The 26,665-nt window shown below is 49.8% G+C and carries 20 protein-coding genes and 1 riboswitch; of the genes, 14 read left to right on the forward strand and 6 right to left on the reverse strand.

The window, feature by feature from the left end; translation table 11 throughout:
* Window positions 1–107 precede the first annotated feature (107 nt).
* The 3 genes from A5320_RS07920 to A5320_RS07930 form a co-directional block, all read right to left on the reverse strand.
* A complete protein-coding gene (locus A5320_RS07920) occupies window positions 108–527 on the reverse strand; it encodes a CBS domain-containing protein (protein WP_068063307.1) in 420 nt (139 codons plus the stop codon).
* Window positions 528–647: 120 nt separating this feature from the next.
* Window positions 648–1,700, reverse strand: coding sequence for an isoaspartyl peptidase/L-asparaginase family protein (locus A5320_RS07925; protein WP_231916678.1), 1,053 nt, complete (start codon window positions 1,698–1,700; stop codon window positions 648–650).
* A 208-nt stretch (window positions 1,701–1,908) separates the two neighbouring features.
* A complete protein-coding gene (locus tag A5320_RS07930; RefSeq protein WP_068063308.1) occupies window positions 1,909–2,892 on the reverse strand; it encodes an endonuclease in 984 nt (327 codons plus the stop codon).
* A gap of 113 nt (window positions 2,893–3,005) precedes the next feature.
* Between A5320_RS07930 and sbcB the strand changes: the two genes are divergently transcribed.
* From sbcB to A5320_RS07990, 12 genes are all read left to right on the forward strand, one after another.
* Window positions 3,006–4,514: an exodeoxyribonuclease I gene (sbcB, locus tag A5320_RS07935; protein ID WP_231916679.1), complete on the forward strand. Its 1,509-nt coding sequence runs from the start codon at window positions 3,006–3,008 to the stop codon at window positions 4,512–4,514.
* A gap of 226 nt (window positions 4,515–4,740) precedes the next feature.
* Window positions 4,741–5,538, forward strand: coding sequence for a hypothetical protein (locus tag A5320_RS07940; protein WP_068063310.1), 798 nt, complete (start codon window positions 4,741–4,743; stop codon window positions 5,536–5,538).
* Window positions 5,539–5,737: 199 nt separating this feature from the next.
* The gene (locus tag A5320_RS07945; RefSeq protein WP_068063312.1) at window positions 5,738–6,592 is read left to right on the forward strand and encodes an HprK-related kinase A; all 855 of its coding nucleotides are present in this window, start codon (window positions 5,738–5,740) and stop codon (window positions 6,590–6,592) included.
* On the forward strand, window positions 6,592–7,704 hold the full coding sequence (locus A5320_RS07950; protein ID WP_068063314.1) for a nucleotidyltransferase domain-containing protein: 1,113 nt from the start codon (window positions 6,592–6,594) through the stop codon (window positions 7,702–7,704). The genes A5320_RS07945 and A5320_RS07950 overlap by 1 nt, the downstream gene beginning before the upstream one ends.
* Window positions 7,705–7,860: 156 nt before the next feature.
* Window positions 7,861–7,962: riboswitch (TPP riboswitch) on the forward strand.
* A 282-nt stretch (window positions 7,963–8,244) separates the two neighbouring features.
* Window positions 8,245–10,074 (forward strand): phosphomethylpyrimidine synthase ThiC, encoded by a 1,830-nt coding sequence (gene thiC / locus A5320_RS07955; protein ID WP_197490081.1) that lies wholly within the window; start codon window positions 8,245–8,247, stop codon window positions 10,072–10,074.
* Entirely contained in the window at window positions 10,071–11,645 is a 1,575-nt protein-coding gene (thiE, locus tag A5320_RS07960) for a thiamine phosphate synthase (RefSeq protein ID WP_068063316.1), read from the forward strand. The genes thiC and thiE overlap by 4 nt, the downstream gene beginning before the upstream one ends.
* A complete protein-coding gene (locus A5320_RS07965; RefSeq protein WP_068063318.1) occupies window positions 11,635–12,441 on the forward strand; it encodes a HesA/MoeB/ThiF family protein in 807 nt (268 codons plus the stop codon). The genes thiE and A5320_RS07965 overlap by 11 nt, the downstream gene beginning before the upstream one ends.
* Entirely contained in the window at window positions 12,434–12,643 is a 210-nt protein-coding gene (gene thiS, locus A5320_RS07970; protein ID WP_082971632.1) for a sulfur carrier protein ThiS, read from the forward strand. Before A5320_RS07965 ends, thiS begins: the two co-directional genes overlap by 8 nt.
* A 1-nt stretch (window position 12,644) precedes the next feature.
* A complete protein-coding gene (locus A5320_RS07975) occupies window positions 12,645–13,415 on the forward strand; it encodes a thiazole synthase (RefSeq protein ID WP_068063321.1) in 771 nt (256 codons plus the stop codon).
* Between the two features lie 13 nt (window positions 13,416–13,428).
* Window positions 13,429–14,565, forward strand: coding sequence for a 2-iminoacetate synthase ThiH (thiH, locus tag A5320_RS07980; RefSeq protein ID WP_068063323.1), 1,137 nt, complete (start codon window positions 13,429–13,431; stop codon window positions 14,563–14,565).
* Between the two features lie 162 nt (window positions 14,566–14,727).
* Window positions 14,728–16,260: a hypothetical protein gene (locus A5320_RS22145; RefSeq protein ID WP_197490036.1), complete on the forward strand. Its 1,533-nt coding sequence runs from the start codon at window positions 14,728–14,730 to the stop codon at window positions 16,258–16,260.
* A 165-nt stretch (window positions 16,261–16,425) separates the two neighbouring features.
* Entirely contained in the window at window positions 16,426–17,751 is a 1,326-nt protein-coding gene (locus A5320_RS07990) for a mechanosensitive ion channel family protein (protein WP_068063325.1), read from the forward strand.
* A 109-nt stretch (window positions 17,752–17,860) separates the two neighbouring features.
* Here A5320_RS07990 and A5320_RS22440 read toward each other — a convergent pair whose 3' ends face one another.
* Window positions 17,861–18,262 carry a YebG family protein gene (locus tag A5320_RS22440; protein ID WP_082971633.1) on the reverse strand — a complete coding sequence of 134 codons (402 nt, stop codon included), beginning with the start codon at window positions 18,260–18,262 and terminating at the stop codon, window positions 17,861–17,863.
* A gap of 203 nt (window positions 18,263–18,465) precedes the next feature.
* Here A5320_RS22440 and A5320_RS08000 point away from each other — a divergent pair, with 203 nt between their 5' ends.
* Window positions 18,466–19,761, forward strand: a complete 1,296-nt coding sequence (locus A5320_RS08000; protein WP_197490037.1) for an anti-phage deoxyguanosine triphosphatase — start codon at window positions 18,466–18,468, stop codon at window positions 19,759–19,761.
* A 69-nt stretch (window positions 19,762–19,830) separates the two neighbouring features.
* Window positions 19,831–20,898, forward strand: a complete 1,068-nt coding sequence (locus A5320_RS08005; protein ID WP_068063327.1) for a patatin-like phospholipase family protein — start codon at window positions 19,831–19,833, stop codon at window positions 20,896–20,898.
* Between the two features lie 56 nt (window positions 20,899–20,954).
* On the opposite strand, the gene A5320_RS08010 is transcribed toward A5320_RS08005, so the two are convergent.
* Window positions 20,955–23,192, reverse strand: coding sequence for a TonB-dependent receptor domain-containing protein (locus A5320_RS08010; RefSeq protein WP_231916680.1), 2,238 nt, complete (start codon window positions 23,190–23,192; stop codon window positions 20,955–20,957).
* A gap of 344 nt (window positions 23,193–23,536) precedes the next feature.
* The gene (locus A5320_RS08015; RefSeq protein WP_068063332.1) at window positions 23,537–26,662 is read right to left on the reverse strand and encodes an efflux RND transporter permease subunit; all 3,126 of its coding nucleotides are present in this window, start codon (window positions 26,660–26,662) and stop codon (window positions 23,537–23,539) included.
* Window positions 26,663–26,665 lie beyond the last annotated feature (3 nt).

Consider the following 26,665-nt stretch of genomic DNA (forward strand, 5'->3'; position numbering starts at 1 on the left):
GTCAAAACAACGCCCTCATTCCAGCAAGGGCGTTATGCTACAAGGTTGGCAGATCCAGATCCAGCAAAGCCGGACATAAACCAGCCACAAATCAGCAAAAGCGGCGCTTAACTGACCGCTCGATAATGCGAATGCAGTTCCTGATCAATGGCTCGGAGTACATCGGTGCGGCTAATGACGCCGATTAATACGCCATTATCGTCAACTACCGGGTAAATTTTCGGTTTGGCACCGAGCATTTGCTGGGCTAAATCAATAATGCTGGTATTGGGTTTGACGGTGAGGACTTCACTGCGCATTACATCGCGGACATGGGCGCTGACCTGATCGTGGTAAGACGATAACAACATCCGTGCCAGACAATCTTGTTCAGATAAAAAACCAACCACTTTGTGATTTTTATCAATCACCGGTCCACCAAGCTGGCCGGCATCGGTGAGTTTATCGACCGCCGTTTCCAACGTCATCTCGGCATGGAAAGTGACGGGATGATGATTCATCTGGTCTGCCACTTTAAGTAAATTCATGCAATTCCCCTCGGATTTTTGATTTTAGCACTAGCTTTCAGACAAGCTTTGCGACTGACAGTGGCTGTGTGTGCAGCCACTTTGTAAGCCTAGTGCAAAAATCCGGGTTCGGCAGTAGCATTACTCGCTTTTTGTAACTTCCTGAAAAATAGCTACTTCTGCAACCTGACCAGCACTGCGTTTGGCGCGATACATGCCTTCAGTATTAAAGGGCCAGCTGATGTTACCTTGCTTATCCATCACAATCACACCGCCGGTACCACCGACTTTTTTCAAATCTTGTTGGATCACTTGATCCGCAGCTTCCGCTGCACTGATGCCGCCATATTTCACCCGGGCGCAAATATCAGCAGCCACCCGATAACGGATAAAAAACTCGCCATGTCCGGTGGCCGATACAGCACAGCTGCTATTGTCGGCGAAGTTACCGGCACCAATAATCGGTGCGTCACCAATCCGGCCATAACGCTTGGCGGTCATACCACCGGTAGAGGTTGCGGCCGCCAGATTGCCTTGTTTATCCAGCGCCACCGCGCCGACAGTGCCCATATTCCACTCTGGTTGCCAGCTTGGCGATAACCGCTGTGACGCCTGATGCGGCACTTTATTCATCGTTTCCAACGCCTTTTGTAGCGCTTTAAACCGAAACTCCGTATCAAAATAGCTATTGGCCACCAATTCCAACTGCTGCTCTTTGGCAAATTGTTCGGCTCCTTTACCTGCCAGCATTACGTGCTCGGATTTTTCCATCACTGCGCGCGCCAACAATACCGGGTTTTTCACATTGGTGACGCCCGCAATGGCGCCCGCCTGCAAGGTATCACCGCGCATAATTGAAGCATCCAGTTCATGACCGCCGTCATAGGTATAAACCGCGCCTTTACCGGCATTAAACAATGGCGAATCTTCCAGCACTAACACTGCTTTGGTAATTGCATCCAAACTGCTGCCGCCTTGCTCCAGTATCACGTAGCCAGCGTCCACCGCCGTTTTGAGTGTGCGCTCATAATCAGCCTGCTGCGCTTGGGTCATACTGGCTTTATTAATAGTGCCGGCGCCGCCGTGAATAACAATGGCAAAGTCGGTTTTGGCAATAACAGGCATAGCAAGCCCGGCAACAACCAGCGCCAATGCCAGTGGTTTTATGCCGGAGGCTGAAAATAATCTGCTCATAACTTTCCTCGGTAAAACAAGATACGGATGATTCGGATTCGATTAGCAATATCGCGAAAAGCTATGCCATAGCAATGAAAATTCGTTGGGTTGCGGTTGACGGCATAAAGCGGGCGTCAAATACCTGGCTAAACCGTGAGTGACCATCGGCAGTTACAGCTGGGCCGTTCTAACAGCATTTGCCGTTGGATCTGAACAGCTCGCTTGGTTATTCGCAGTTTTTCGCTTTGCGAAAACCGGCATCCATCGCAGCCGACTCATTGATAAACCAGCGGCGATTTTTCTCACCAACCTGACTAAAACCGGGGCAATGTGATAAGTGATACAACTTGCTGTTTTTATTACCTAATACTTTGGCTGAACCGGCAATCGCAGCCGATGACTGCTTTGAAGTCACCGCAGCCGATAGTGGCGCCTGGCGGCTGTTGCGCACCGGCATCGCTTCCGATGACGTCGTTGCACTTCTGCCATAACCTGTTGGCGGATAGCCCAGATACCACTCTCGGCTGCCGGTCACAAAATAATTGGGCTGTCCCATCTGCTGGGCTATACGCTGGTGTAATTGCAATTCCCTAGCATCGACCGGATCACTCTGATGCCAATTTAAAAACAATTGTTGCTGTGAATGTTCAAGCTGCAGCGCATATTTATCAGCCATATAAAAATAAATGCGCGCGATATCACCGCGAATTTCGGCTCTGGGTTCGGCTAGTTTACGTTTAAAATCAATAAGAATTGGACAAGCGCCATGTTGTGCACGCACACCGGGTAACTCAGCAAAAGCAAAATTGGCACGGTCGCCATTTACTTCGCCAATCGCTGGTTTGAGGTTAAACAAATCGGCTTCCATCCGTTTGAACTCGGCGTCATTGCGGCCACATTGCTCACGACCGCCTTGTTGCCAGCAACTTAGGTTACGACCAAATTGATGCGCCGGCACTACATGTTCCCATTCAATTCGTTGTGCCCGCGGGCCATTTTTACGCACCTGATAACCACAGGCTTTTAAGTCCGGAATACCTTTACCGCCTTGCCAACGTAGTGGGCAACCGCAATAAAAGGTTTGGTTTTCATCGCTGTAGATGCGCTGCGCCAGACGTTTCGCTTCAGAAAAATCATCAGGAGCTGCCAGCAAAGCAAAGCTCTTCAGCTGAAACAAAGCGGCGTAAACGACCAGCCATTGGAACTTCATTGTTTTATCACTCTTGTTTGGCAACAGACATCAGTGCACTGCTACTTCAGATTAAACTCATTCAGATCAAACCCATTCAGATCGAACACGCGCATTATTACACAGCATTTCAATTGATTAAATTAGCTGGCGCTGATTTGCCAGTAACCGACTTTGCCTTATACTGCGGCCAATCATTTCAGCGGGCGGACGTTATTTTGGCGGCAACTTTTTACTTTCACGATTATGAAACCTGGGGCGCAGATCCGAAAAAAGATCGACCAGCGCAATTTGCCGGATTACGTACCGATCTCGCGTTAAACCCGCTTGGCGAAGCGCAGATGTGGTACTGCCAACTGGCTGCGGATTATTTACCGCACCCGGTCGCAGCGTTAATCACCGGTTTAACGCCCCAGTTATGCAATCAGAAAGGCTTGCCGGAAGTGCAGTTTATGCAGCGGATTTTGCAGGAATTCAGTACTGCTGAAACCTGTGTGGTTGGTTATAACAATCTGCGTTTTGACGACGAAATCACCCGCTATAGTTTGTGGCGGAATTTTCTTGACCCTTACGGACGTGAATGGCAACAAGGTAACAGTCGCTGGGATTTAATTGATGTAGTTCGTGCCTGTTATGCCTTGCGTCCGGAAGGCATTCAATGGCCAAGACACGACAACGGCAACCCAAGTTTTCGCCTTGAAGATTTGACCAAGGCTAATGGCCTGGAGCACCAGCATGCACACGATGCGCGCTCAGATGTATATGCGACAATCGGCATCGCAAAACTGGTGCAACAAGCGCAGCCGAAGCTGTTTCAATACTTATTCGAGAATCGCAAAAAACAGCAAGTGCAAGCGCTGATTGATGTGGCCGGTATGACGCCGCTGGTGCATGTGTCGTCGAAGTTTCCGGCAAGTCAGGGCTGTTGCAGTTGGATAGTGCCTTTGGCTTTTCATCCGACCAATAAAAATGCCGTGATCTGTTTTAACTTACAGTCTGATCCACGCTTGCTCGCGGATTTAACCATTGAGCAGCTCAATGAACGGCTATACCGTAAAACGACAGATTTAGCTGATGATGAACCAAGACCAGGCTTAAAGCTGGTGCATTTGAATAAATGTCCGGTGCTGGCCAATGCCAAAACCCTATCCGAAGCGCGCGCAGTTGAACTCGGGATAGACCGTAAAGCTTGCCTGGTAAATCTTGACTGGTTAAAACAAAACCGCCAGCTCCAACAAAAAGTGGTAGTGCTTTATCAGCAGGCCGCTGAATTTAAAGCTGAGACAAACCCGGATTATATGCTTTATCAAGGCTTTACTTCGGACAACGACAAACAACAAATGCTACGTCTGCACCAGTTAGCGCCTGAGGCACTGCAGGGACATAGTATTCAGTTTCAGGATGACCGGCTCAATCAATTACTGTTCAGGTTTCGTGCCCGGAACTACCCGCACACCCTGACGTTTGACGAAATGGAAAAATGGCGGCGTTATTGTCATGATAAATTGACGCTGGGTTTGGACCAGCCGGCATTAACTTTTGAAGATTTCACGCTGGCGCTGGAAAGTGCGGCAGAAAGTCAGCAAAACGACCCGAAAAAAATGCAAATATTGCAGGCCTTGTATCGGTTTGTAAGCGGTTAATTGCCGAGTGCCGAAGATAGCGAAATATCGTTTTTAACATCGCAATTTAGTAAATAAGTCGCTAATATATGCGGTATTAACGAGCACGACATTTCAAGTGTCAGAGTGTTTTACACATTGGCGTTAATGCTAACGGATACTAGCGTTTAAGTTTGCTAAATCAGCAACTTATAATATTGGCTGATTTCTTGCTTAACTCAATCGAATTTGATTTCGAGGTAGTAAAATGAACCAACATCACGATACACAAACCACAGATGTAACTGCGACCCCTGCAGTTCTGCCACAGGAACAGGCTCCTGGGTTGTCACGTCGTAAGTTTTTAACCCGCGCTGGTGTGGGTTCTTTACCCGTTATCATGTCAATCAAAAGCGGTAGTGCCTGGGGTTGTATTGATCTGAAATGTACGCCTGGTGAAACCAGCCTGAGTAACTCAGGTTCTGCGGTTGCATCAGCAACATCCACCAGCGATGGCAAACCAGCAGCTTATAAAAAGCCAAAATGGTCGACCATTAAAATCATCAAAGATGTCTTCAGTGTTGATTTTAATGATTATTTGTTAGCCACTTATCAGTACACGCTGTACACCAAATCAGGCAGCAAATACACCGAAATCTCCAAGAACAACTGTAAAAGCTGGTGGACAACCGTTAAAGCTTCTACTTGCTACACCAAAAAGAGCAACTCAAATTATCCAAAATTTACCGGCACTAAACGTGAACCAGGTATGTTTGGAACTAAAGTGCTGATCAATACCACCAAATTCTCTGACATTTTTGGTACTGGTACCACGTCAAATTTCCTGACATGCCTGAGCATGAACGATACGCTGGAACAGTATTTGGTTGCAGCCTTTATCGGTGCAGTCTGGGAACGTCACACTGAATACCGTAACCAATACGGCAGCCGTGAATTGTGTTACCCGGCACCACAAGACCTGATTGATGCTTATCAGGACGCATTAAACCGTGACAATGGTCTCGAAGATTTACGGACTTTATTAAAGTTCTATACCATCGGTTGATGATAGCTTGCACAAACCTCAATCCCCTGCCCCGGACTATGCGAAAAGCATCCTCCGGGGTTGTCATTCTGCGACATTAACACTCACCACCGACGACAACTCGGGTGTGGTCTGTTTTGATGTATTTACGCAAGATACATGGATCCAACTGCCCGAAACTGCTAACGTAACCACTTCTTCAGTAGAAAATTGATCATCAATGACAACAAGTTTTGTGCTGGCCTCTGCCCCTTTTAATTTTCAGGTCAATACCAGTGGCTCTGTGTTGTATGATCAACTACAACAACTTTATCCATCGTCGGTACTTCAAAGCACACCTGCATCTGACATTGTTGATTTTCAAATTGACTTCAAAAAGAATTGGTTATCATTAAGTCAGAGCTACGCCTTTAAATTGGGTCAGCATCATTTTCGGATGACCGCCAAACCACAGTTACTCAGTGTATTTGAATGGGGTTTAAACTGGGCGGTGTCTTCGTATCAAAACCGCTACCTTTGCATTCACGCCGCGGTGCTTGAAAAAAGCGGCATCAGTCTGATTTTGCCGGCGCCACCCGGCTCTGGCAAAAGTACCTTATGCGCGCTGTTGATGTTGTCTGGCTGGCGTTTGTTATCGGATGAACATTGCCTGATTGATCCACAAACCGGATTAATTTTACCCTTTGTGCGGCCGATCAGTTTAAAAAACCGCTCCATTGCCGTGCTCAATCAACGTTATGCCAAAAATATTGTGCAATGTGTGGTGCCGGATACTTTTAAAGGCACTATCGGTTATTTACCACCCACCGCAGAAAGCTGGCAGTTGATGCATCAGCCGGTGCAACCTGCTTATGTGATTTTCCCCAAATACAATGCCAATGTTGCTGCCACAGAATTCTCCGGTATTGCTCAAAGCCAGTTGTTCATGCAGTTGGCAGTGAACTGTTTTAACTACACAGTGTTGGCAGAAGTGGGGTTTGAAACTTTGGGACGTTTAGTAAAGCAAGTGGTCGGGATCCGGTTGGAATATGCAGATACCGACGAGGCTTTGCAGCTGATTGCGGAGCTTGACTGATGACGCCTGTCTGCCTGCAACTGCTGCAAAATCCAGCACAATTTATTAAGAATGCCAGCACACAGCAATGGACCGACTTCATTCATCAGGCGCGGGAACAAGCACTGCTTGGCAGTTGTTATTTCCTACTGCAGGATGCTGGTTTATATGATGCGATCCCGGATAAAGTAAAAACACATTTATATTCCGGTTATATCTACGCGCAAAAACAAAAAATCAGTTTAATCAAAGAAATGCTGAAACTGGAACCCTTTTTCAGCGACGCGCCTTATCCATGTGTCTTGCTCAAAGGCTGTGCTTACCGACTGACTGAATTGGCGATGGCCCGAGGCAGGGTCTTTTCTGACATTGATATTCTGGTGCCACAGCAGCAGTTTCCGGATGCATTGCAACGGTTAAATGAAGCCGGTTTTATTGAATTTGGGATGTCGGATTATGACCGGCGTTATTACTTACGCTGGTCGCATCAACACCCGCCGTTAATTCACTATCTACGTGGTGTGTCCATCGATTTGCACCATCATATTTATCCGGTGTCGTCGCAGGAAAACATTCTCATTGAGCCGATGCTGCGTCAGTCGATCCCGCTGGCGGGTTCGTCCTTTGCCGTGCCGACCAAAGCACTGATGTTTGTGCATGCCTGTGTGCATTTGTTTTATCAGGATGAAACCCATAAGCTGGTCAAAGACTTATGGGATTTATACCAGCTATATCTGGATGCAATTGCTGAAGGTGAAACGGACATCGTACAAGCCGCGACTGATTTAAATGCGCAAGCTGCGGTCTATTATGCCTTTGATGTACTCGAATGGTTGTTCCAGATAAACGTTTCCGCGCAGGCACTGAGCCAGTTAAAACCTTTTGCCAACCACTCACAGCGTCGTTCCATGCGTTGGTTATTAGCCCAATTGTTCAACCCCCAAAGTAGCTGGTACCGACTGGCACATATCTGGTGGACCATTCGCGGGCATCTGCTGAAAATGGGTCCAATGACGCTGCTCTATCACAGTGTTGCCAAGTCGGTGGAACAATATCGCGAACGGCGTATTCACACCAAGCAGCAGCAACAACAAGATGCGCTGACCAAACCCAAAGATGCTGGTTTTCAGTAAATTATTCTGCAATTCCAATCAAGTACCGCAGCAAAAACGCAGTTTCACCGTAACACCCGCTCAATTTAGCGTACCTTTCATTCACGTCCGCGCAGCTTTGTTTTAAAAACAACTGCGTTTTTGCTTGCGTTTAAACTTTATCTTTCCCTATACTCGGCGCTCTTGTCGGAGTGCCCACTTGGGCTGAGACCGCGTTACGCGGGATCCGTTGAACCTGATCAGGTTAGAACCTGCGAAGGGAACAAGGGTAATGTACCCGGAGTTTTTCCCATATTTAGACCATTTTTCGGGTCATTTTTGGGATCAATCCGCCAGTCAAACCGGATTGCTACAGTGTCGTACGTCATATGCAATCCGAGCGGCCAACAGCCGTCATTACTCCAACTTACTCCAGACAAGCAACTTTGTTAACCCATTGGTTTATTAAGGATTGCTATGTCTTCAAAACTGTTAGATCACCCTACTTTTAGTTCGGATATCCAAAGTAACCTGAATACCGCAAGCGCCGGCGCCAACCGTCGGGCTTTGCGCCAGCAGGCGATGCAGAATATTCACCAGATCACACCGCATCAGTTTTCCGGTTCCAGCCGGGTCTATCTGGATGCGGGTGACGATATTCAGGTGCCCTGCCGTGCTGTTACTTTAACTGACGCCCTAAAAAGCCAGATTTTCCTCTATGACTGTAGCGGCGCTTTTGGCGATCCAATGCAGCAGGTTAACGTTCGCCGGGGTCTGCCCGCTTTTCGACAAACCTGGCTGGATGCCCGTCTGGACACCACGCCGACCCAGCGCCAGTTTTCACCAGATGATATTGAGCTGGAACAATGGCCGACCGAATTTAGCACCGGTTGCCGCCGCGCCCTGCCCGGCAAAACCGTGACCCAACTGCATTACGCCCGTGCCGGCATTATTACGGCTGAAATGAAATTTATCGCCTGCCGTGAAAATATGGCGATCAACAATCTGGCGTCGCAACAAGATGAACGGTTACACCCGCAACAAACTGGCCGCAGTTTTGGTGCCCATATTCCAAAGCAAATTGATGCCGAATTCGTACGGGCAGAAGTCGCTGCTGGCCGCGCCATTATTCCGTTAAATATCAATCACCCTGAAGCAGAGCCAATGATTATTGGCCGGAATTTTTTAGTAAAGGTGAACGCCAATATTGGTAATTCCTCGGTTAGTTCCAGCATCGAAGAAGAAGTGGAAAAACTGATTTGGTCAACCCGCTGGGGTGCAGATACAGTAATGGATTTATCCACCGGACGGCGCATTCACCAGACCCGTGAATGGATTATCCGCAACAGCCCGGTGCCGATTGGCACGGTGCCGATTTACCAATGTCTGGAAAAAGTTGGTGGCAAAGTGGACGCACTCAGCTGGGAATTATTCCTCGAAACCTTGCAGGAACAAGCCGAGCAAGGTGTTGATTATTTTACAATCCATGCTGGTGTACTGTGGGAATTTTTGCCTCTGACCGCCAAACGCCTGACCGGTATCGTTTCACGCGGCGGCGCGATTATGGCGCAGTGGTGTCAGACCAAGCAGCAACAAAACTTTATCTATCAACACTTTCGTGAGATTTGTGCTCTGTGCGCCCAATACGATATTTCACTGTCGCTGGGCGATGGATTAAGGCCTGGCTCCATCGCTGATGCCAATGACGAAGCACAATTTGCCGAGCTTCGCACTTTAGGCGAGCTGACCAAAATTGCCTGGGAATATGACGTGCAGGTAATGATTGAAGGCCCTGGCCATGTACCGTTGCAGTTAATTGAAGCCAACATGACAGAGCAGCTAAAGCATTGCCATGAAGCGCCGTTTTACACTTTAGGGCCGTTGACCACCGATATCGCACCGGGTTATGACCATATTACTTCCGGCATTGGCGCGGCCTTAATAGGTTGGTTCGGTTGCGCCATGCTCTGTTATGTTACGCCCAAAGAACACCTCGGCCTGCCCGACAAGGAAGATGTAAAACAAGGGCTGATTACCTACAAAATTGCCGCTCATGCAGCAGATTTAGCCAAAGGCCATCCAGCGGCACAACTGCGGGACAACGCGCTGTCGGCGGCACGCTATGATTTTCGCTGGCAGGATCAATTTAATCTTGCTTTGGATCCTGATACCGCCCGCGCTTATTACCAGCAAAGTGCCCCAGCGGGCCAGGCCGACGAGCATGCGGAATTTTGTTCGATGTGCGGACCAAAGTTTTGTTCAATGAAGCTCAATCAGCAGCTGCGGGATTTAGCGGTGCCGGTAGACGCGGTGCGGCCGCAATTGGCAACTACCAACATGAGTACTTCCGACACTTTTAGTTCCGACACTGGCAATCGCGATACAACAGATCTGGCCAAGGAGCTGGTATGAATGGCCAGCGCTTTTTACATCCAGCAGGCAATGCCAGCGCTGAAAAGCCACCTTTAGTCTGGCTGATAGGTGGCAGCGACAGTGGCGGCGGTGCTGGCATTCAGGCCGATTTACGCACCGTCACTGCGCTCGGCGGCCACGGCTGCACGGTGATCACCGCCATCACTGCGCAAAACTCACGGCAACTGGACGCAGTATTTGCTGTCACGCCACCACAGCTGTTGGCACAACTTGATACGCTGGCAGCTGATTTAACACCGGCCGCCATCAAAATTGGCCAATTGCCGGACACGACAATAGCGTTGGCATTGGCAAACTGGCTGGCAAAGCTTCGCAGTCGTACCGCCGAAACGACACCAGTGATTTGGGATCCGGTGATTTATGCCAGCTCTGGTGCCATGTTGTCGGAGCTCTCTTTTGACAGTATCCGGCAATTGTTGCAGGTAGTGGATATTCTGACGCCCAATCTGGCTGAACTTTCGTGGTTAAGTCAGACCGATCGCATCGCCACAGCGGTCAACGACGAGCAGGCGCTGTCGCAATTGCATACTCTGCGCCAGCATTTTAGCGGCGATATTTTACTCAAAGGTGGCCATGGTGATGATCCACTTCACTGCACCGACTTATGGTGTTCCGGGCAACAAAGCAGTTTCATCAGTGCACCAAGGCAGGCCAGCAACCATAGCCGCGGCACTGGCTGCACCCTTGCGAGCGCCTTGGCAACGGCGTTGGCGCTAGGTTATGCCAAACCAGATGCGGTCACTATTGCCCGCGCCTATTTACAACAGGCGTTACGTTTAAGTTATCCGACAGGCGCCGGTGCCGGTAGCCTTGGCGTGGCTGGCTGGCCGCGTCAGCAAACTGATTTTCCGCTCTGGCAGGATTGCACAGCACCTTTACCTGAGCAGCTAAAATTTGCCCGTTTAACCCAGCCCATCGGGTTGTACCCGGTGGTTGATGATTTACAGTGGCTCATTCGCCTGTTGCCACTAGGCGTACAGACCATTCAACTACGGCTGAAAAACAAAACGGCCGCCGAGCTGGAACGGCAAATTCAACACGCTGTAGAACTATGCCGCGACTATCAAATCCAGCTGTTTATTAACGATCACTGGCAGCTCGCCATTAAATATCAGGCCTTTGGCGTGCATTTGGGGCAAGAAGATCTCGCGGATGCAGATCTGACAGCCATTGCCGAACAAGGCCTACGCTTGGGGGTTTCGACCCACGGTTATGCCGAACTCGCCAGGGTATTGCCATTGCAGCCGTCTTATATTGCACTTGGCCATATTTTCCCGACCAACACCAAACAGATGCCTTCTGCGCCGCAAGGACTGCAACGGTTGCAGCAATATGTCAGGTTGTGCGCGACATTGCCGAGTGTGCCGACGGTAGCGATTGGCGGCATCGATGAACGCAACATTCAGGCGGTGGTGCAAACCGGCGTGCGTGGAGTGGCGGTTGTTTCCGCCATTCTGGCCGCGCCACAGCCGGAAAAAGCGTTGCAACAATTGCAGCAATATTGCCATGCCTTACAACTGACACCGGGGGTTGAGCGGGATGCCTATTAAATTGATCACATCAGCCAACCACAGCATACCGGCATCGCTGCAATCACCGTTACCCGATCAGCAGTTTTTGTATTACAGCCGGCAATTGTTATTGCCGGACTGGTCCGAACAACGCCAGTTACAGCTGCTGCAGAAAAAGCTATTGATTATCGGGCTGGGCGGTCTTGGTTGTCCGGCCGCTACTTATCTGGCCGGCGCCGGTGTCGGCTGGCTCCTACTGGCTGACGGCGATAAGGTGGAACTGAGTAACTTACCGCGGCAGACCTTGTTCCGGACCAGCGATATTGGTCTGAACAAAGCCGAAGCTGCTGCGGCAACATTGCAACAACTGAACCCGTTTGTCCGGATTGATGCATTGCCGCAAATGTTGGATGAAGCTGAATTATCCAGACGGATCGCCTGGGCTGATCTGGTGCTCGATTGCAGCGACAACCTTGCCACTAAACTTGCCATTAACCGGATTTGCCAACAACAACAACGGTGCTGGCTCGGCGCCTCGGCCAGTGGCTATCAGGGGTACAGCTGGTTGATTAATCCGACCAGTGGCGGCTGTTTACATTGCCTTGGCCACCAGCAACCGCTATTGACGGGTGGCTGCCTGCAACAAGGCGTCTACACGCCGTTAGTCGGCCAGCTTGGCTTGCAACTGGCCAGTATGGCGCTACAACAACTGGCAAACGGCCGCCGTCGGCGCAGTTTTGTGCAAATTTACCAACATCATCACCAACAATTCAGCCAGTGCCAATTGCTGGCAGATCCCCAATGCGAATGTTGTGGAGTTACCGCAGATGTCTGAAATGATTGATATATATTTAAACGGTGATCGGCTACAAGTCGCCGCTGGCATGGATTTACAACAGTTGCAGCAACAATTTGCTGACGGTCAGCATGTGGCTATCGCGCTGAACACCGAAATTATGCCACGCCGGCTTTGGGCTGATCGCTCCTTGCAGGCGCGGGATCAGGTGCTGATGTTTAATCTGGTGGCCGGAGGTTAGCATGTTCACATTGGCAGACATTGAATTACCCAGTCGTTTGCTGCTTGGCAGCGGCAAATTTAGTAGCCCACAAGGGATGTTGGATGCGGTCAAAGCCAGCGGCAGCGGCTTGGTGACCGTGGCATTAAAAAGGATTAAACCGGGCCAACCGAGCCTGGATCTCATCAGCCCACTGCAGCAAGCCGGGGTACGAATTTTACCCAACACTTCAGGCGCCGTTGATGCGCGGGAAGCCATTTTCGCCGCTGAGCTGGCGCGGGAACTATTACAGACCAACTGGGTGAAGCTGGAAATTCATCCGGATGCCCGTTATCTGATGCCGGATCCAGAACAAACTTTAATTGCCGCGCGGCAATTGGTAAAACTGGGTTTTGTGGTATTGCCCTATTGCAGTGCTGATCCAATGCTCTGTCTGCGCTTACAAGAGGCAGGTTGTGCAGCTGTGATGCCGCTCGGCTCCGCCATTGGCTCGAATCAAGGGCTGCAGAATAAAGCCATGCTGGAAATTATTATCGAACAAGCCAAGGTGCCGGTGATTGTCGATGCCGGTATCGGCTTACCGAGCCATGCCTGTGCTGCATTGGAATTGGGTGCAGCGGCTGTGCTGGTCAATACCGCGATTGCTACCGCTGCCGATCCGGTGCAGGCCGCCCACGGTTTTAGACTGGCGGTTGAGGCCGGTATGGCTGCGCGATCCGCTCGTTGTGCGCCGCCAAGTTTGCAAGCCAGTGCCAGCAGTCCGATTGAATCGCTGCTGACATTTTTATCCTGAGGACATCTTTTAGATGAACAATTTCAGCGAAGTCCTCACCCAAATCGATTTAGTCGCCTTGCAAATGGCAACTTTTGATGAAGCTGCGGTTCGACGCGCGCTCAATTCAACCAAACTGAGCCTCGTTGATTTTCAGGCACTGCTAAGCCCGGCCGCATTACCCAAGCTGCCGCAACTGCTGGAAAAAGCCAGCTTGCTGACGACACAGCAATTCGGTGCGGCCCGGCAATTGTTCGCACCTTTATATCTGTCAAATCTCTGCGCCAACGAATGTACTTATTGCGGTTTTTCGATGAGTCAGGCAATTAAACGCCGGGTGCTGACCGACCATGAACTGGTCGAAGAAGCCAATGCCGTTAAAGCTTTAGGTCATGATCAGTTATTGCTGGTGGCAGGTGAGCACGAACGTAAAGTCGGCATGACCTATTTTCGCCAACAGATCCCACTGTTAAAACCATTGTTTAGCCGGCTGATGCTGGAAGTGCAGCCGTTGGGGTGTGATGAGTATCGAGAACTGAAACTGCTTGGAATTGATACCGTGCTGGTGTATCAGGAAACTTATCAAAGTCAGGCCTATGCCAAATACCATCTGAAAGGCAAGAAGATGGATATGATCTGGCGCTTAGATTGCCCGGATCGGATTGGCGCGGCTGGTGTCGACAAAATCGGCCTAGGCATTTTGCTGGGGCTGGCCGACTGGCGGTTGGATGCAGTGCTACTGGCAACACACCTGCGGTATCTGCAGCAACAATACCCTTATTGCCAATTTAGTATCGCCTTACCCCGCTTGCGCCCCTGCAGTGGTGGCATCGAAAGTCAGTTTCCGGTTAGCGATCGTGAATTAGTCCAGTTGTACTGCGCATTCCGGCTATTGGCGCCAGAAATTGATTTAACCCTGTCCACCCGCGAAAGCCCTCAGCTTCGGGATCTGCTATTGCCACTGATGATCACCAGTTTAAGCGCTGGCTCGAAAACGCAGCCAGGTGGCTATCAGGTGGCGCCGGAAAGCCTGCAGCAATTTAGTATTGATGATGATCGCAGTGCCGGGCGAATGGCGCAGCGCCTGACCGAGCTGGGTCTACAACCAGTCTGGACCAACTGGCATCCGGCGTTTGGCCGCGGTAATTCCGGTCATGATTCAGCTTATTGATGCTTTAGTAACGGCCTGCAGCTGTCTGCTGCCGACCATCGCGAAATTGCTTAAAACTGTGCGCTAACGATGGACAGCTCTGGCTGAACAACCAGCGATTATGGTAGCCTTGTCGGCCTGAAATTCATCGGTCGTCGGCAACCTTTCGCTGGGATTATTCGCTTGAAACAATTCATTCATCGCTACCGGACCTGGCTACTTAGCCTGGCATTAATGCTGTCGTTGTCGGCCTGTGTGGCGCCCATGCTGTTGCTGTCACCACAAGGCCAATTGATGTGGGCACTGCTCAAACCTCTGGTTGGCTTAGACCCGAAAACCGCGAATTTATTTGAGCAACCTCTCCTTAAAGGCCGGATGCAGGCGCTGTTAGGTGATAACTACAGTACCGCCGTTTCATTGCTCAATACCGCCAATAAAATTCAGCAAGAAGGCCCGCTGTTTTATCTGGTGTCCAACTATACGCCGGTCCCACAACTGGCTGAAAAAGCCGGTTTTGTCTGGAACGCCGAAACCAACCAAATGGCGGTATTACTGGTCAGTGGTGGCGCACCACTTGTGTTTGCCGAACAGCTGAATCAACAAGCAGCCAAAGTGATCCCAAGCTGGCCAAGCGAACTGGTCAACTACACCGACCCGGTCAAACTGAAACAGATGGCACTGACCAAAGCGGCCACCACTGCTGGCAGTAACCTGGGTTTATCCGAAAATCAGACCGCGCTGGTGACCACAGCAGCCACCGGCGGCGACGTCAAAGCGCTTGCGGTCACTCAGGCAACTGACGCTGCCACTGGCAAAGCATCGACCACACTGGGACTTTCGAAAGACCAGACGGCTCTAGTCAAAACCGCTGCCTCCGGTGGTGATGTCAAAGCATTGGCTGTGACTCAGGCGACCGATGCAGCAACTAACAAAGCCAGTAGTAGCCTTGGACTGTCCAAAAATCAATCAGCACTGGTTAAAACTGCGGCGACCGGCGGAGATGTCAAAGCATTGGCTGCGACTCAGGCGACTGAGGCAGCGACGGTAAAGGCCACAGAAGTCGCCACTGAAAAAGCTACCGGTGATCTGGGTCTCACCGCTGAGCAAGCGGATGCCGCAGCGCAACTCGCCAAGGGCACCAGCGTCAAAGAGCTATCCGAAAAATACCAACAACAAAGCGCGGCTGAACAAATAAAGGAACAAAAACAACAATTTGTTACCGAAGCAACCGATCCAATCATCAATCAGATCAATACGCAAAAAGACGCTGAACAACAGCTAACAGCCCAGCAAGCGGTCGCTGCAACCACAGCCGGAACAACCGGAGGAATGACTACGCCTCTACCGCCGGCTTTGGAAACTGCAAAACAATCAGTCGAAGATTTAACAGCGCAATTAACCAAAGCGACCGAACAGGAAATGGCGGCGGAAATGGCGTTGGAACAAGCAGAAGCGAAAATTATCGCGGCAGAAACTCAACTATCGCAGGCAAACACCGGCACATTGCAAGATTTAGCAAACGCAGCGCTGGTGAAAGCACAGACTGAACAACAGGCCGCCAGCGATGCTTTATTGCAAGCGCAGCAGAAAGTACAAAAGCTACAGCAACAAATAAAAGCCGGTGCGCCACCAGCAGCTCAAGCCGGGTCGGACACCGCTGCAAATGCAGCGCCAAAAGCTGAAACAAAAGCCGAAGAAAAACCGGTGCAACAATAACTGTACGAATTAAACCGTACTCAGTACAGGTTTAGGCAAACAGGACTAACTACGCCATAAACAAAATTCTGCACCAGCTGCGATGACTCAGCAGTTGGTACCGTAATCTCTGACAAGATTTGCCTGCGGGCAATTTGAGGCTTCACCTATCATGAACAAACAGCTATGAACAAACAACTACAAGACTTTTGGCAACAAGGACTGACATTGATCGGTCAACCGCATTTTTTAATCCAGCTGGCCTTAATTGCAGGCTCGTTGGTGCTGGCCTGGCTGTTTAATTCTTATATTCAGTCCAAACTGGCACTGCATAATCCAACTGGCTTTATGTATGTAGCTTTACGTAGTTCGCAGCGCATTATTATGCCGCTGAGTCTGGCATTGTTGTTCTGGTTTTGCAGCGCGTTGCTGGAAGCTAATGAAATACCAAGCAAATTATTAGATGTGTTATTGCCGGTTGCCTTGGCGCTTGGCGTAGTACGATTGCTGGTGTATATCCTACGCAAAGCATTTTCATCCAGCCCGCTGATTAAATCAGCAGAGCCTTTTGTGGTATTTACCATTTGGCTGACAGTGGTGTTACATCTGCTGGGTTGGTTGGCGCCGTTATTAAAACTGTTAGATGCATTGGCAGTCACTTTTGGCGAAAGTCGGATTTCGCTGTTGATGGTGATCAAACTTATTATGATCATTATTCTGGCCTTCACTCTGGCATTGTGGCTGGCTGAAGTGATTAACCAGAAAATGAAAAACTCCAAGGTCATCAGCCCTAGCATGCAGGTTGGTTTCAGTAAATTCGCCAAGTTTTTCCTGGTTACTTCAGCCTTTTTATTCGCACTGAATGCCGTGGGTATTAACTTAAGTTCGCTGGCGATTTTTGGTGGAGCGCTTGGTGTGGGCCTGGGTTTTGGTTTACAGCGGATCGCTTCTAACTTTATCAGCGGTTTTATTCTGGTATTTGACCGGTCAATCAAGCCGGGTGACATCATTACCGTGGGTGATAAGTTTGGCTGGGTCGAACAACTGAACGCCCGTTATGTGGTACTACGCAACCGGCAGGGCGTTGATACGTTAATCCCCAATGAAAATCTGATTATCACCGAAGTGATCAACTGGAGTTATGCTGACCCCAACGTGCGGCTGGAAGTAAAAATTCCGATCAGTTATCACAACGATCCGGAACAGGCGATGGCGCTGATGTTGCAATGTGCCAACGCTTCCCCGCGGGTACTCACAACACCAGAGCCGACTGTGCGACTGATGGATTTCGCCGAAAGCGGAATTAATTTGCAATTACGGGTGTGGATTGCCGATATGGAAAACGGCACCGCTTCGGTTAAATCAGAAATTAATCTGGCGATTTGGCGGGCGTTTAAAGCCAACAATATCACCATGCCGTTCCCACAACGGGATTTACATCTGAAATCAGGTTGGCCGCCGGCGGCACAGGAGCCTGAAACGCTTGCAGCCCCAGTTGCTAAAGATGACTAACCCTAGACCAACAGCTTAGCTAAACCGCCAGCTAAGCTTTGAGTTTCACCTGAAGTTAGACAGACAGTTGGTACAATTCATTCAAAATTGCACCAACTGTCACGGCTTGTTATGCCGCGGAGCGATCCAGCAATAAGTCGTCTTCATCGCGCACAATAATCAGCTCTTTGGCGGCTTGTTTCGCAGCCACGATAGACTCAGTTACGACATCCGCCAGCGGTTCTAAAGTAGCTGTCAGCAGATCAGCCGCTGGCTCCGCTGCTTTATCCTTTTTTACGGTTTTCGCTTTTGCACCCAGCGCCTGCAGAATTTCATCTTTATTTTGCGCCAGATAAAGTGCCAGCGACTCTTGCTGTGACTCATCGGCCAGTAATTGACTTTGGCCCAGCACCACAAACAGCTCATCGGCAATATCGAGCATTTTGTCATAAGCGTCTGCTTCACTTTTGGCAGCAAAAGTCATTTTCTCAACCCCGTTGCGTTCAATCACATATTTCACGATGACAGCCATAGCTTTTCTCACCTCAGTTGCACATATAATCAGATACTGGTTATTTATACAGTATTAATCTGAAGTTTGTCCAGCCCTGCTGCGGATAAAATTTTCTCATCGCGCAAATCAGCATGACGCCGCGGGATGTATCGCCTGTGCCGGTATTTTCGCGTAGGATTAAAGTTATCGCTTACGAAGCAGTCTTGAAGCAAGGAGCAACAATGTCGAACAGTGCCATGTCAATCTGGCAACAACGCCGCCAGCAGGAACAAAGCGAACGGCCACAGGATCACCGCACGCCATGGCAACGCGATAAAGCCCGCATTTTACATAGCGCCGCCTTTCGACGGCTGCAGGCGAAAACCCAGATCATGGGCGTTGGCCAGAATGATTTTTACCGTACCCGCCTCACCCATTCACTGGAAGCATCTCAAATTGGCACCGCGCTGGTGGCGCAGTTGCAATTGAACGCGCCGTCCGCCGATTTGGCGCAGCTGCTGCCAGCCGATAGCCTGATGGAAGCTTTATGTCTGGCGCACGATATTGGCCATCCACCTTTTGGTCATGGCGGCGAATATGCGCTGCACCATTGTATGCAGCAGGCCGGCGGTTTTGAAGGCAACGGCCAGACGCTGCGCATCGTCGGCAAGCTTGAACCTTATACCGCCGAAGGTGGCATGAATTTAAGCCGCCGGACTTTGCTCGGTTTATTAAAATACCCGGTGTTACAACCGGTGTTACCCAAAGATGCTGTTGCTTCAACGAATCGAAGTAATAGCAAACCCTGCAAAGCGATTTATCGCGAAGATACCGATTTACTCGACTGGATTTTGGCGCCATTGTCGCCAACCGACCGCGAACAGTTTCAGACGGCGGACACCCTGGCAACAGCACCTTTTCTGAAATCCAGATATAAATCACTGGATGCGTCAATTATGGAGCTGGCCGATGATATCGCCTACGGTGTGCACGATTTGGAAGATGCGGTCGTTACCGGCACAGTACAGCGTGAATTATGGCTGGAAGAAATCGCCAAACATACCGGCAACTGGCAGCAGAGCACGGTTGAATTCCTCACCAAAGTAGGTGAAAAACTATTTAAACCTCAGCATCATATCCGTAAAGATGCCATTGGCGCGCTGGTCAACCGCTTGATCACCAGTGTGCAATGGCAGGAAAGTTTGCCGCTCGCCACCGAACCCTTGATCCGTTATAACGCGGTGTTACCGCCGGAAGAGTTGAAAATTTTGCAGCTGCTGAAATCCTTTGTCTATCGGCATGTCATTTTGCACCCGAGCCTGCAGCAACTGGAATTTCGTGGTCAAACCATAGTACAAGCGCTGTTTGAAGCTTTTGCCCAGGAACCACTGCGGTTATTGCCGTTTAATACCCAGCAACGCTGGCGTGATCTTTCGGCAGTGCAACTTGGCGACCGCGCTATTTGTGATTATATTGCCGGCATGACCGACGAATACGCCGAGCGGATGTATCAACGCCTGTTTGGCCGTGGTTCGTGATAACTAAACCCGCATCTTCAATGATTTTTGGTCTACGTACATTTCTAACAGAAGCGTAAGGACACAGCTTTGCATGCACCTTTAGTTCTAAAAGCCGGGCCAGTCGCCCTGCGACATATCCAGCAATATGGCCTGCAAAGCGACGATGTTGAAGTACTCGTCGGCGCCAGCGGCGGCCCAAAATGGTTTTGTTTATTTGGTTTGGATCAGTATCTGGCGGCTGAATTTTTTCAAGGCCGGCAAAAACCACTGCAATTATTGGGAAGTTCGGCCGGCGCCTGGCGCTTTGGCTGTTATGCCCAGGCCGATCCAGCTGCGGCTTCGCGCCGTTTTTGCGACGCCTACCGCACCTTATGTTATGCCAAAGATGCCACGATTGCCGACATTACCGCAACTTCAGCAACAGTGATGGATGCGGTATTTCCAACCACTGATCATTTACAACAAGTGATTGATAACCCAGTATTCCGGCTGAATTTTATTGTCGCAAGATCACGAAAACTCAATAGTGGCCATGGTAAAGCAGCGCAAATTAGCGCATTAACCTTAACGGCAGCGGCTAACTTAGTGAGTCGCAAAACACTGGGCTTGTTTTATCAACGTTATTTGTTTCAGCATCCGTTATCTGCCACACCTGCCTTCACCGGTGAAGCGGCGGCTTTTGCTGATGTCAAAGACCTGCCAACCCAAAGAATCTCTTTAACGGTCGACAATTTAAAGCCGGCGTTATTAGCCTCGGGCGCCATCCCCCTGGTGATTGCTCCGGTGCGACATATTCCAGGTGCCGGATTTGGTCATTTTGTCGATGGTGGTATAACCGATTACCATTTTGACTGGCCGTTTAGCAGCAAAGGCCTGGTGCTGTATCCGCATTTTTACCCGCATCTCACGCCGGGCTGGTTTGATAAATCGCTGCGCTGGCGTCGCGCCAAAGCAAAAAACCTGCAAAATGTGGTGTTGTTGTGTCCAAGCGAGACCTGGGTAAAATCCCTGCCCTTTGGCAAAATTCCCGATCGTACCGATTTCTCCAAGATGACGGATGAAGTGCGCATCGCCTATTGGCTGGAAGTCACCGAACGCTCGTTAGAATTGGCTGAGGCGCTAAAAACCGGCAACTATCTGTTGGAAGCATTGTAAAAAAGGGCTGGCGAAGTTATCGCCAGCCCTTTTTAGTACTTCGCACAATTGTAGAGTTAGAAACCCAAACTTACCGTAAAGCTGGCAGTCCGTTCAGCACCTAATAAATAAGCGCCTTCCTGGCCACCGGCGATATAAGATTTATCGGTCAGGTTATTCAGCAGGAAAGACAAATCCAAAGTCTGAATAGCTGAACCCTGAGCTAAATCCACGCGGTATCCAGCGTATAAATTCAGCAAAGTGTAGGCTGGAATTTCGTCGCGGTTCCACTGCGCCACATTGTTAATCACTGCCCGCTTCGCCGCACCAAAATAAGTAGCAGTATATTTCGCACCCAGACCTGCACGGTAATTTCCTTGATCATATTTCAGATCCATGCTGAGCATTTTTTCCGGAATTGCCGCCACATTGTCACCAGCGCGATAGCCGTTGACGTTTTCGGTGTAGGTTGAATCGTTCAGCGTTAAAGCCGATGTCAGGCTAAACGTTTCGCTGAAACGCCAGTCGGCATTGGCTTCCAGACCTTTAGATTTCACCCCACCAACGTTGACAAAGGTACCATCCAGTTCAGTCAGATAATCCGGCGCTCCGTCTAATTCCTGATAGGCCAGTAACGTAATACGGTTATTAAATTTGATGCTGTACAAGGTGGCCGATGCGTTCAGCGATTCGCCCTGATAACGAAGTCCTAAATCCAGGTTCTCCGCAGTTTCTGGCTCCAGGGTATTGAAGTCCTGACCAACGGTATTCAGTAATGTATCCGGAATGGCTTTGAAGTTTTCAGAATAACCACTGAACAGTTCGATATCGTTGGTCAGCGCATACACCAGACCCAGGCTTGGTAACAGATCTGAATCACTATCCAGCTTGCCGTTATTAGCGGCGTTAAACTGGTCTTCACGGCTGACATCCACCAAATATTGCTGCACGCCTACCGTCAACTGCAAATCACCGAGCTGGATTTTATCCTGCAGGTACATTTTCAGCACATCGTTTTCATAGTCGTCGTTAAATTGAACCCAATACGGTGCATCATTGAAGTAGTGATAAACCTTAGGATCCAGCACCTGATGCCAGTCGCGGCTTTGATTACGTTGTTGTTGTTCATACCACAAACCAGCACGAACTTGATGACTGTCCAAAGTCCATTGCAGGTTTGAGGTAAAACCGAAACGGTCTTTGTCATAATGGGTATGGCGGTAAGACGACACCCGTGTTGCTTTGCTGGTATCAGCTTTGGGATCCAGAATTGGCCGGCCCTGTGCATCAACATAATTGTAAGTTTCGCGTTTCACACCATTACCCAGGGTAATACGGTTGCCTTTGCCGTCGGTCGCGTACACCTGATATGGCGGTAACCAGTCACCCCGACCTTCCTGCAGATGGACATAAGGCGTCACATCGAGCTGCAGATCGTCAGTGAGCGTAAATTCGCCTTTCAGATAGGCCAGGGTATTTTCCCGCAGCGTCGACCAGGCTTCAGCAAAGTTTTGATCGATATCCGGATTACCGGTCCAGATATTGGTTAAACCATCAAATTTTGGGTTTTGTTTAAATTGCGTCAGGCTGCGGTAGTCGTAGTTATCTTCATGCGCGTCGTCATAAGAAATGCGGCCAGTAAAACGGCTGTTTTCCAGCTGGGTTACACTTTTGGCTTCAAAGTGCAGACGGTCTGAGTAACCATTGCTGCCGGTACCAATCCAGCGGCTGTTGTAACTATCCGACAAGCTGACATAAGCATTGGTGTTGCCAAATAATTGGCCAGTATCAAAACGGGCAAAATAACGACGGGCGTTAAAACTGCCATTGCTGTAATCCAGTCGTGCTTTCTGTTCATCTTCCGGCGTGGCTGACACAAAGTTGATGGTACCGCCCAGTGCATCTAAAGATGCTGAGCTGATGTCACCCGAGCCCTGACCCACTTCGACCAAACGGGTATTTTCGCTGTCCAGATAACGGTTGGCTTTACTACCACCAGCATAAGCTGAACCACCGTTTGGAATGCCGTCGATAGTAATACCTAACTGTTGATCGGCCCGGTCAATCACAAAACCACGCATACTGACCGTGGTGGTGTAATCATCACTGCCGAACGCATCGCCCTGACCCACGTTGACACCAGGCAATTTATCAATCAAATCCATGACGTTACCGATCGAAGCTTGTTGCAGCTTGGCCGATTCATCAGCGACGTTGTTGGCATAAGCCACTTTTTTGCCAGTGACCGAAATCACCTCTACAGCAGCTTCAGCAGCAGCGACATTTTCTTCGGCAAGTACCAACTGAGGTTGCATAGCAAGTACCACAGCGAGCGTGATTGGACTTAAGCGAGTCATTAACACGAGGAGATCTCCCAAAATTAAGGCTTGATGATTTTTATCATGGTCGGAGCAGTTCCGACGGCGCCTTATAGTGGGGGAAACAGATGACTTTTTTGTGGATAAACTATTACATTTTTAATAAACCATCAGCAGTTACTTATTTATATTGCAACATTTTTGTCATTATTGCTGGATGAAAAAATGTTAAAAACAACAATGCCAGAGCGAGCTCTGGCATTGTTTTATGAACACAACTTTCTGATCATAGCATTATCGTCACAGCATCATGGCGGATTAGCCTGCGGCTGAGTCACGCCCTACAGTGTCGTCACCGGTGTAGCCTGAACTGTCGCGCCAAACCGGCGGCGCCAGCGGGCTTTGATTTTGCGTTTCATCGATTCCAGACTGTCATAGAAAGTTGGTACCACTAACAAGGTTAACACTGTCGAAGTAATAGTACCGCCGATCACCGCAATACCCAGCGGCCGGTAAAAACCTGACCCCTCGCCAATACCCACAGCAACGGGCAACATACCTGCCACCAGTGCAAAAGTGGTCATCAGGATTGGACGTAACCGCTCGCGGCCTGCCGCAATCAGCGATTCCTCCAGATTCATGCCTTCTTCTGCTTCTTTCTTGCGGGCGCAGTCAATCAGCAGAATGGCATTTTTCACCACGATCCCCATCAACATCACCACACCAATTAAGCTCATCAGGTTCAGGGTCGAATCAAAAATCAACAACGCCAGCACCACGCCAATCAACGACAACGGCAATGACATCATAATCGACACCGGCGCCAGGAAGCTGTGGAACTGCAGTACTAAAATTAAGTACATCAGCACGACCGCTAAACCTAAAGCACCAAAGATACTGCCAAATACTTCGTTTTGGTCGCGCCCTTCACCACCGACGACTAAATCGTATCCTGGTGGGAAGTTAATTTGTTTGGCCAGCGTCATCGCATCTTTAAACACTTCGCCAAAGCTACGGCCTTCCACATTGGCGCTAACCGCCATCATCGTTTCACGGTCCAAATGTTCAATCAGCGCCGGGCCTTTGCCTAAAGTCACAGTCGCGACTTGTTCTAATGGGATCATAGCGCCGGTTTTACTGGATAACAGCGGCAACTGTTCTAAATCCTGCACTGTGGCACGTTCTTCCGGCCGGATCCGCACGAACACGTTTCTGGTTTCACCGGTCGGGTCAACCCAGTCGCCAATTTCCGCACCGGCAAACGCCAACCGTAACGCACTGGCGGCATCGCTCATCGACAAACCCAGGCTGGAGGCTAAACCGCGGTCAAATTCAACCTGCAGCTCAGGTTTTGGATCCTGCGCTGACAAACCAACATCAACTGCGCCCGGCACTTGTTTTAATTTGGCCAGATAATCCATCACGATGCCTTCCAGCACGCGGGTTTCCGGACCACGGAACTGGATCTGCAGTTTTTTGCCATCGCCACCACCGCCGCCGCTTAAATCAGCGGTGACAGTAAACTCGGCGCCAATCAGACTTTTAATTTGCGCCCGCACATCAGTCGCCACTTCTTCCGCCGAGCGGCTTCGTTCTTTTTCCGGCACCAACCGCACAAAAATTTGCGCTCTGGTAATGTTGCCAGATGTGCCGACTGTAGTTTGGGTATAACGATGCTCAGGGATTTTTTGCGTAATTTCAGCAACCTGTGCGGCTTTTAACTTGGTGTACTCCAAACTTGATTCTGACGGTGCTCGGATAGTAACGATAAAGCCGCCATTATCGGTTTCCGGCATAAAACCAGAGCCACCGACCGTTGCTTGCAAATAAATAGCGCCAAAAAAGCTGCCAAAGGCCAGGAACCACATTGATTTACGGTGCTTCAGCGCCCAGCCAATTAATCTTGAATAACGTTCCGCCTGATGATCAAACCAGATATTAAAACGTTGAAACAACCGGCCTAAACCACGGCGTTGTTTGGTTTTGTCGTGATCCGGGTCATGCCAATAAGCAGACATCATCGGGTCGATGGTAAAGGAAATAAACAGCGACACCAGCACCGAACAAGCGACGGTCAAACCAAAAGGCTTAAACCATTGACCGGTCATGCCATCTAAAAACGCGATTGGAATAAATACCGCCATAATCGACATGGTGGTTGCAGTCACCGCCATCCCTATTTCTTTGGTGCCTTCACGGGCGGCCGTCATATTGTCTTTGCCCATTTCCATATGCCGCACGATATTTTCGCGTACAACTATGGCATCGTCAATCAATACACCAATCGCCAGCGATAAGCCCAATAACGACATAAAATTCAACGTAAAACCACAGGCCCAGACCGCAATAAAAGACGCCAGTACTGAGGTAGGTAACGCCAATGAGGTGATCAGCGTCGAGCGCCAGGAGTTTAAGAAAATAAACACCACCACAATGGTCAGCAACGCACCTAAACCCAGCGCTTCAGTAACGTTTCGCATACTGGCCGCAACGTCTTCGCCCTGATCCCGCACCACCACCAGCTCGACGCCTTTTGGTAGCAGCGGTGTCAACTCATCCAGTTTGGCCTTAATGTCATCCGTTACACTGATGGTCGACGCTTCACGCGCTTTGGTGATATCAATGCCGAGTGCCTTTTTACCGTTAAAAAATGACAAGCGGCGCTGCTCGGCTCCGCCATCGACGATGTCGGAAATCTGACCGAGACGAATGGCCTGATCGCCATTTTGCTTCACCACCATTTGTTCAAATTCGCTGACATCTTTTAACCGGCCTTGCAAGCGAATGCTTTGCTCCTGCAAGCCACTCATCACCCGGCCCACTGGTGCTGCAAGGTTTTGCGTACGCAGCGCATTGGTGACGTCGGTCGCCGACACTTTGGCTTCGCGCATAGCGTTGCTGTTCAGGAAAATAGTCATTTCCCGTTCCAACTCACCTTCCAGCGTCACCAGGGCTACGCCCGGAATGCCTCGCAATTGCCGGCCAATATCAATCTCGGCTAACCGCGACAATTCTAACGGGCTCAGATCATCAGATGATAACGCCAGCGACATCACCGGTTGGGCATTCGGATCAGCCCGGTTGATAAAAGGCTCTTTCATTTCGGCCGGCAGTTTGTCACGGACCGTCGAGATGCTGTCACGTAATTCCTGGGCGGCAGCGGTTAAATCTTTATCAAATTCAAATACCACCACAATAGTGGCGCTGGAATCGCGGGCGTAAGAACGGATATCCCGAATGCCTTGAATGGTTGACATCGAATCTTCAACGCGGTTGAGAATCTCCCGCTCTACCGTTTCCGGCGACGCGCCAGGATAAGGCACATTCACCACCAACACCGGCGGTTGCACATCCGGGAACTGGTTGGTTTTTAATTTGGTCAGGGCAAAATAGCCAAATAACATTAGCGCAATGGTGACAACCACCACGACCAAGGGTCGTTTTATACTGAAATCGGATAGGATCATCGG

The sequence above is a fragment of the Rheinheimera sp. SA_1 genome (assembly GCF_001669775.1).
Lineage (GTDB): Bacteria > Pseudomonadota > Gammaproteobacteria > Enterobacterales > Alteromonadaceae > Pararheinheimera.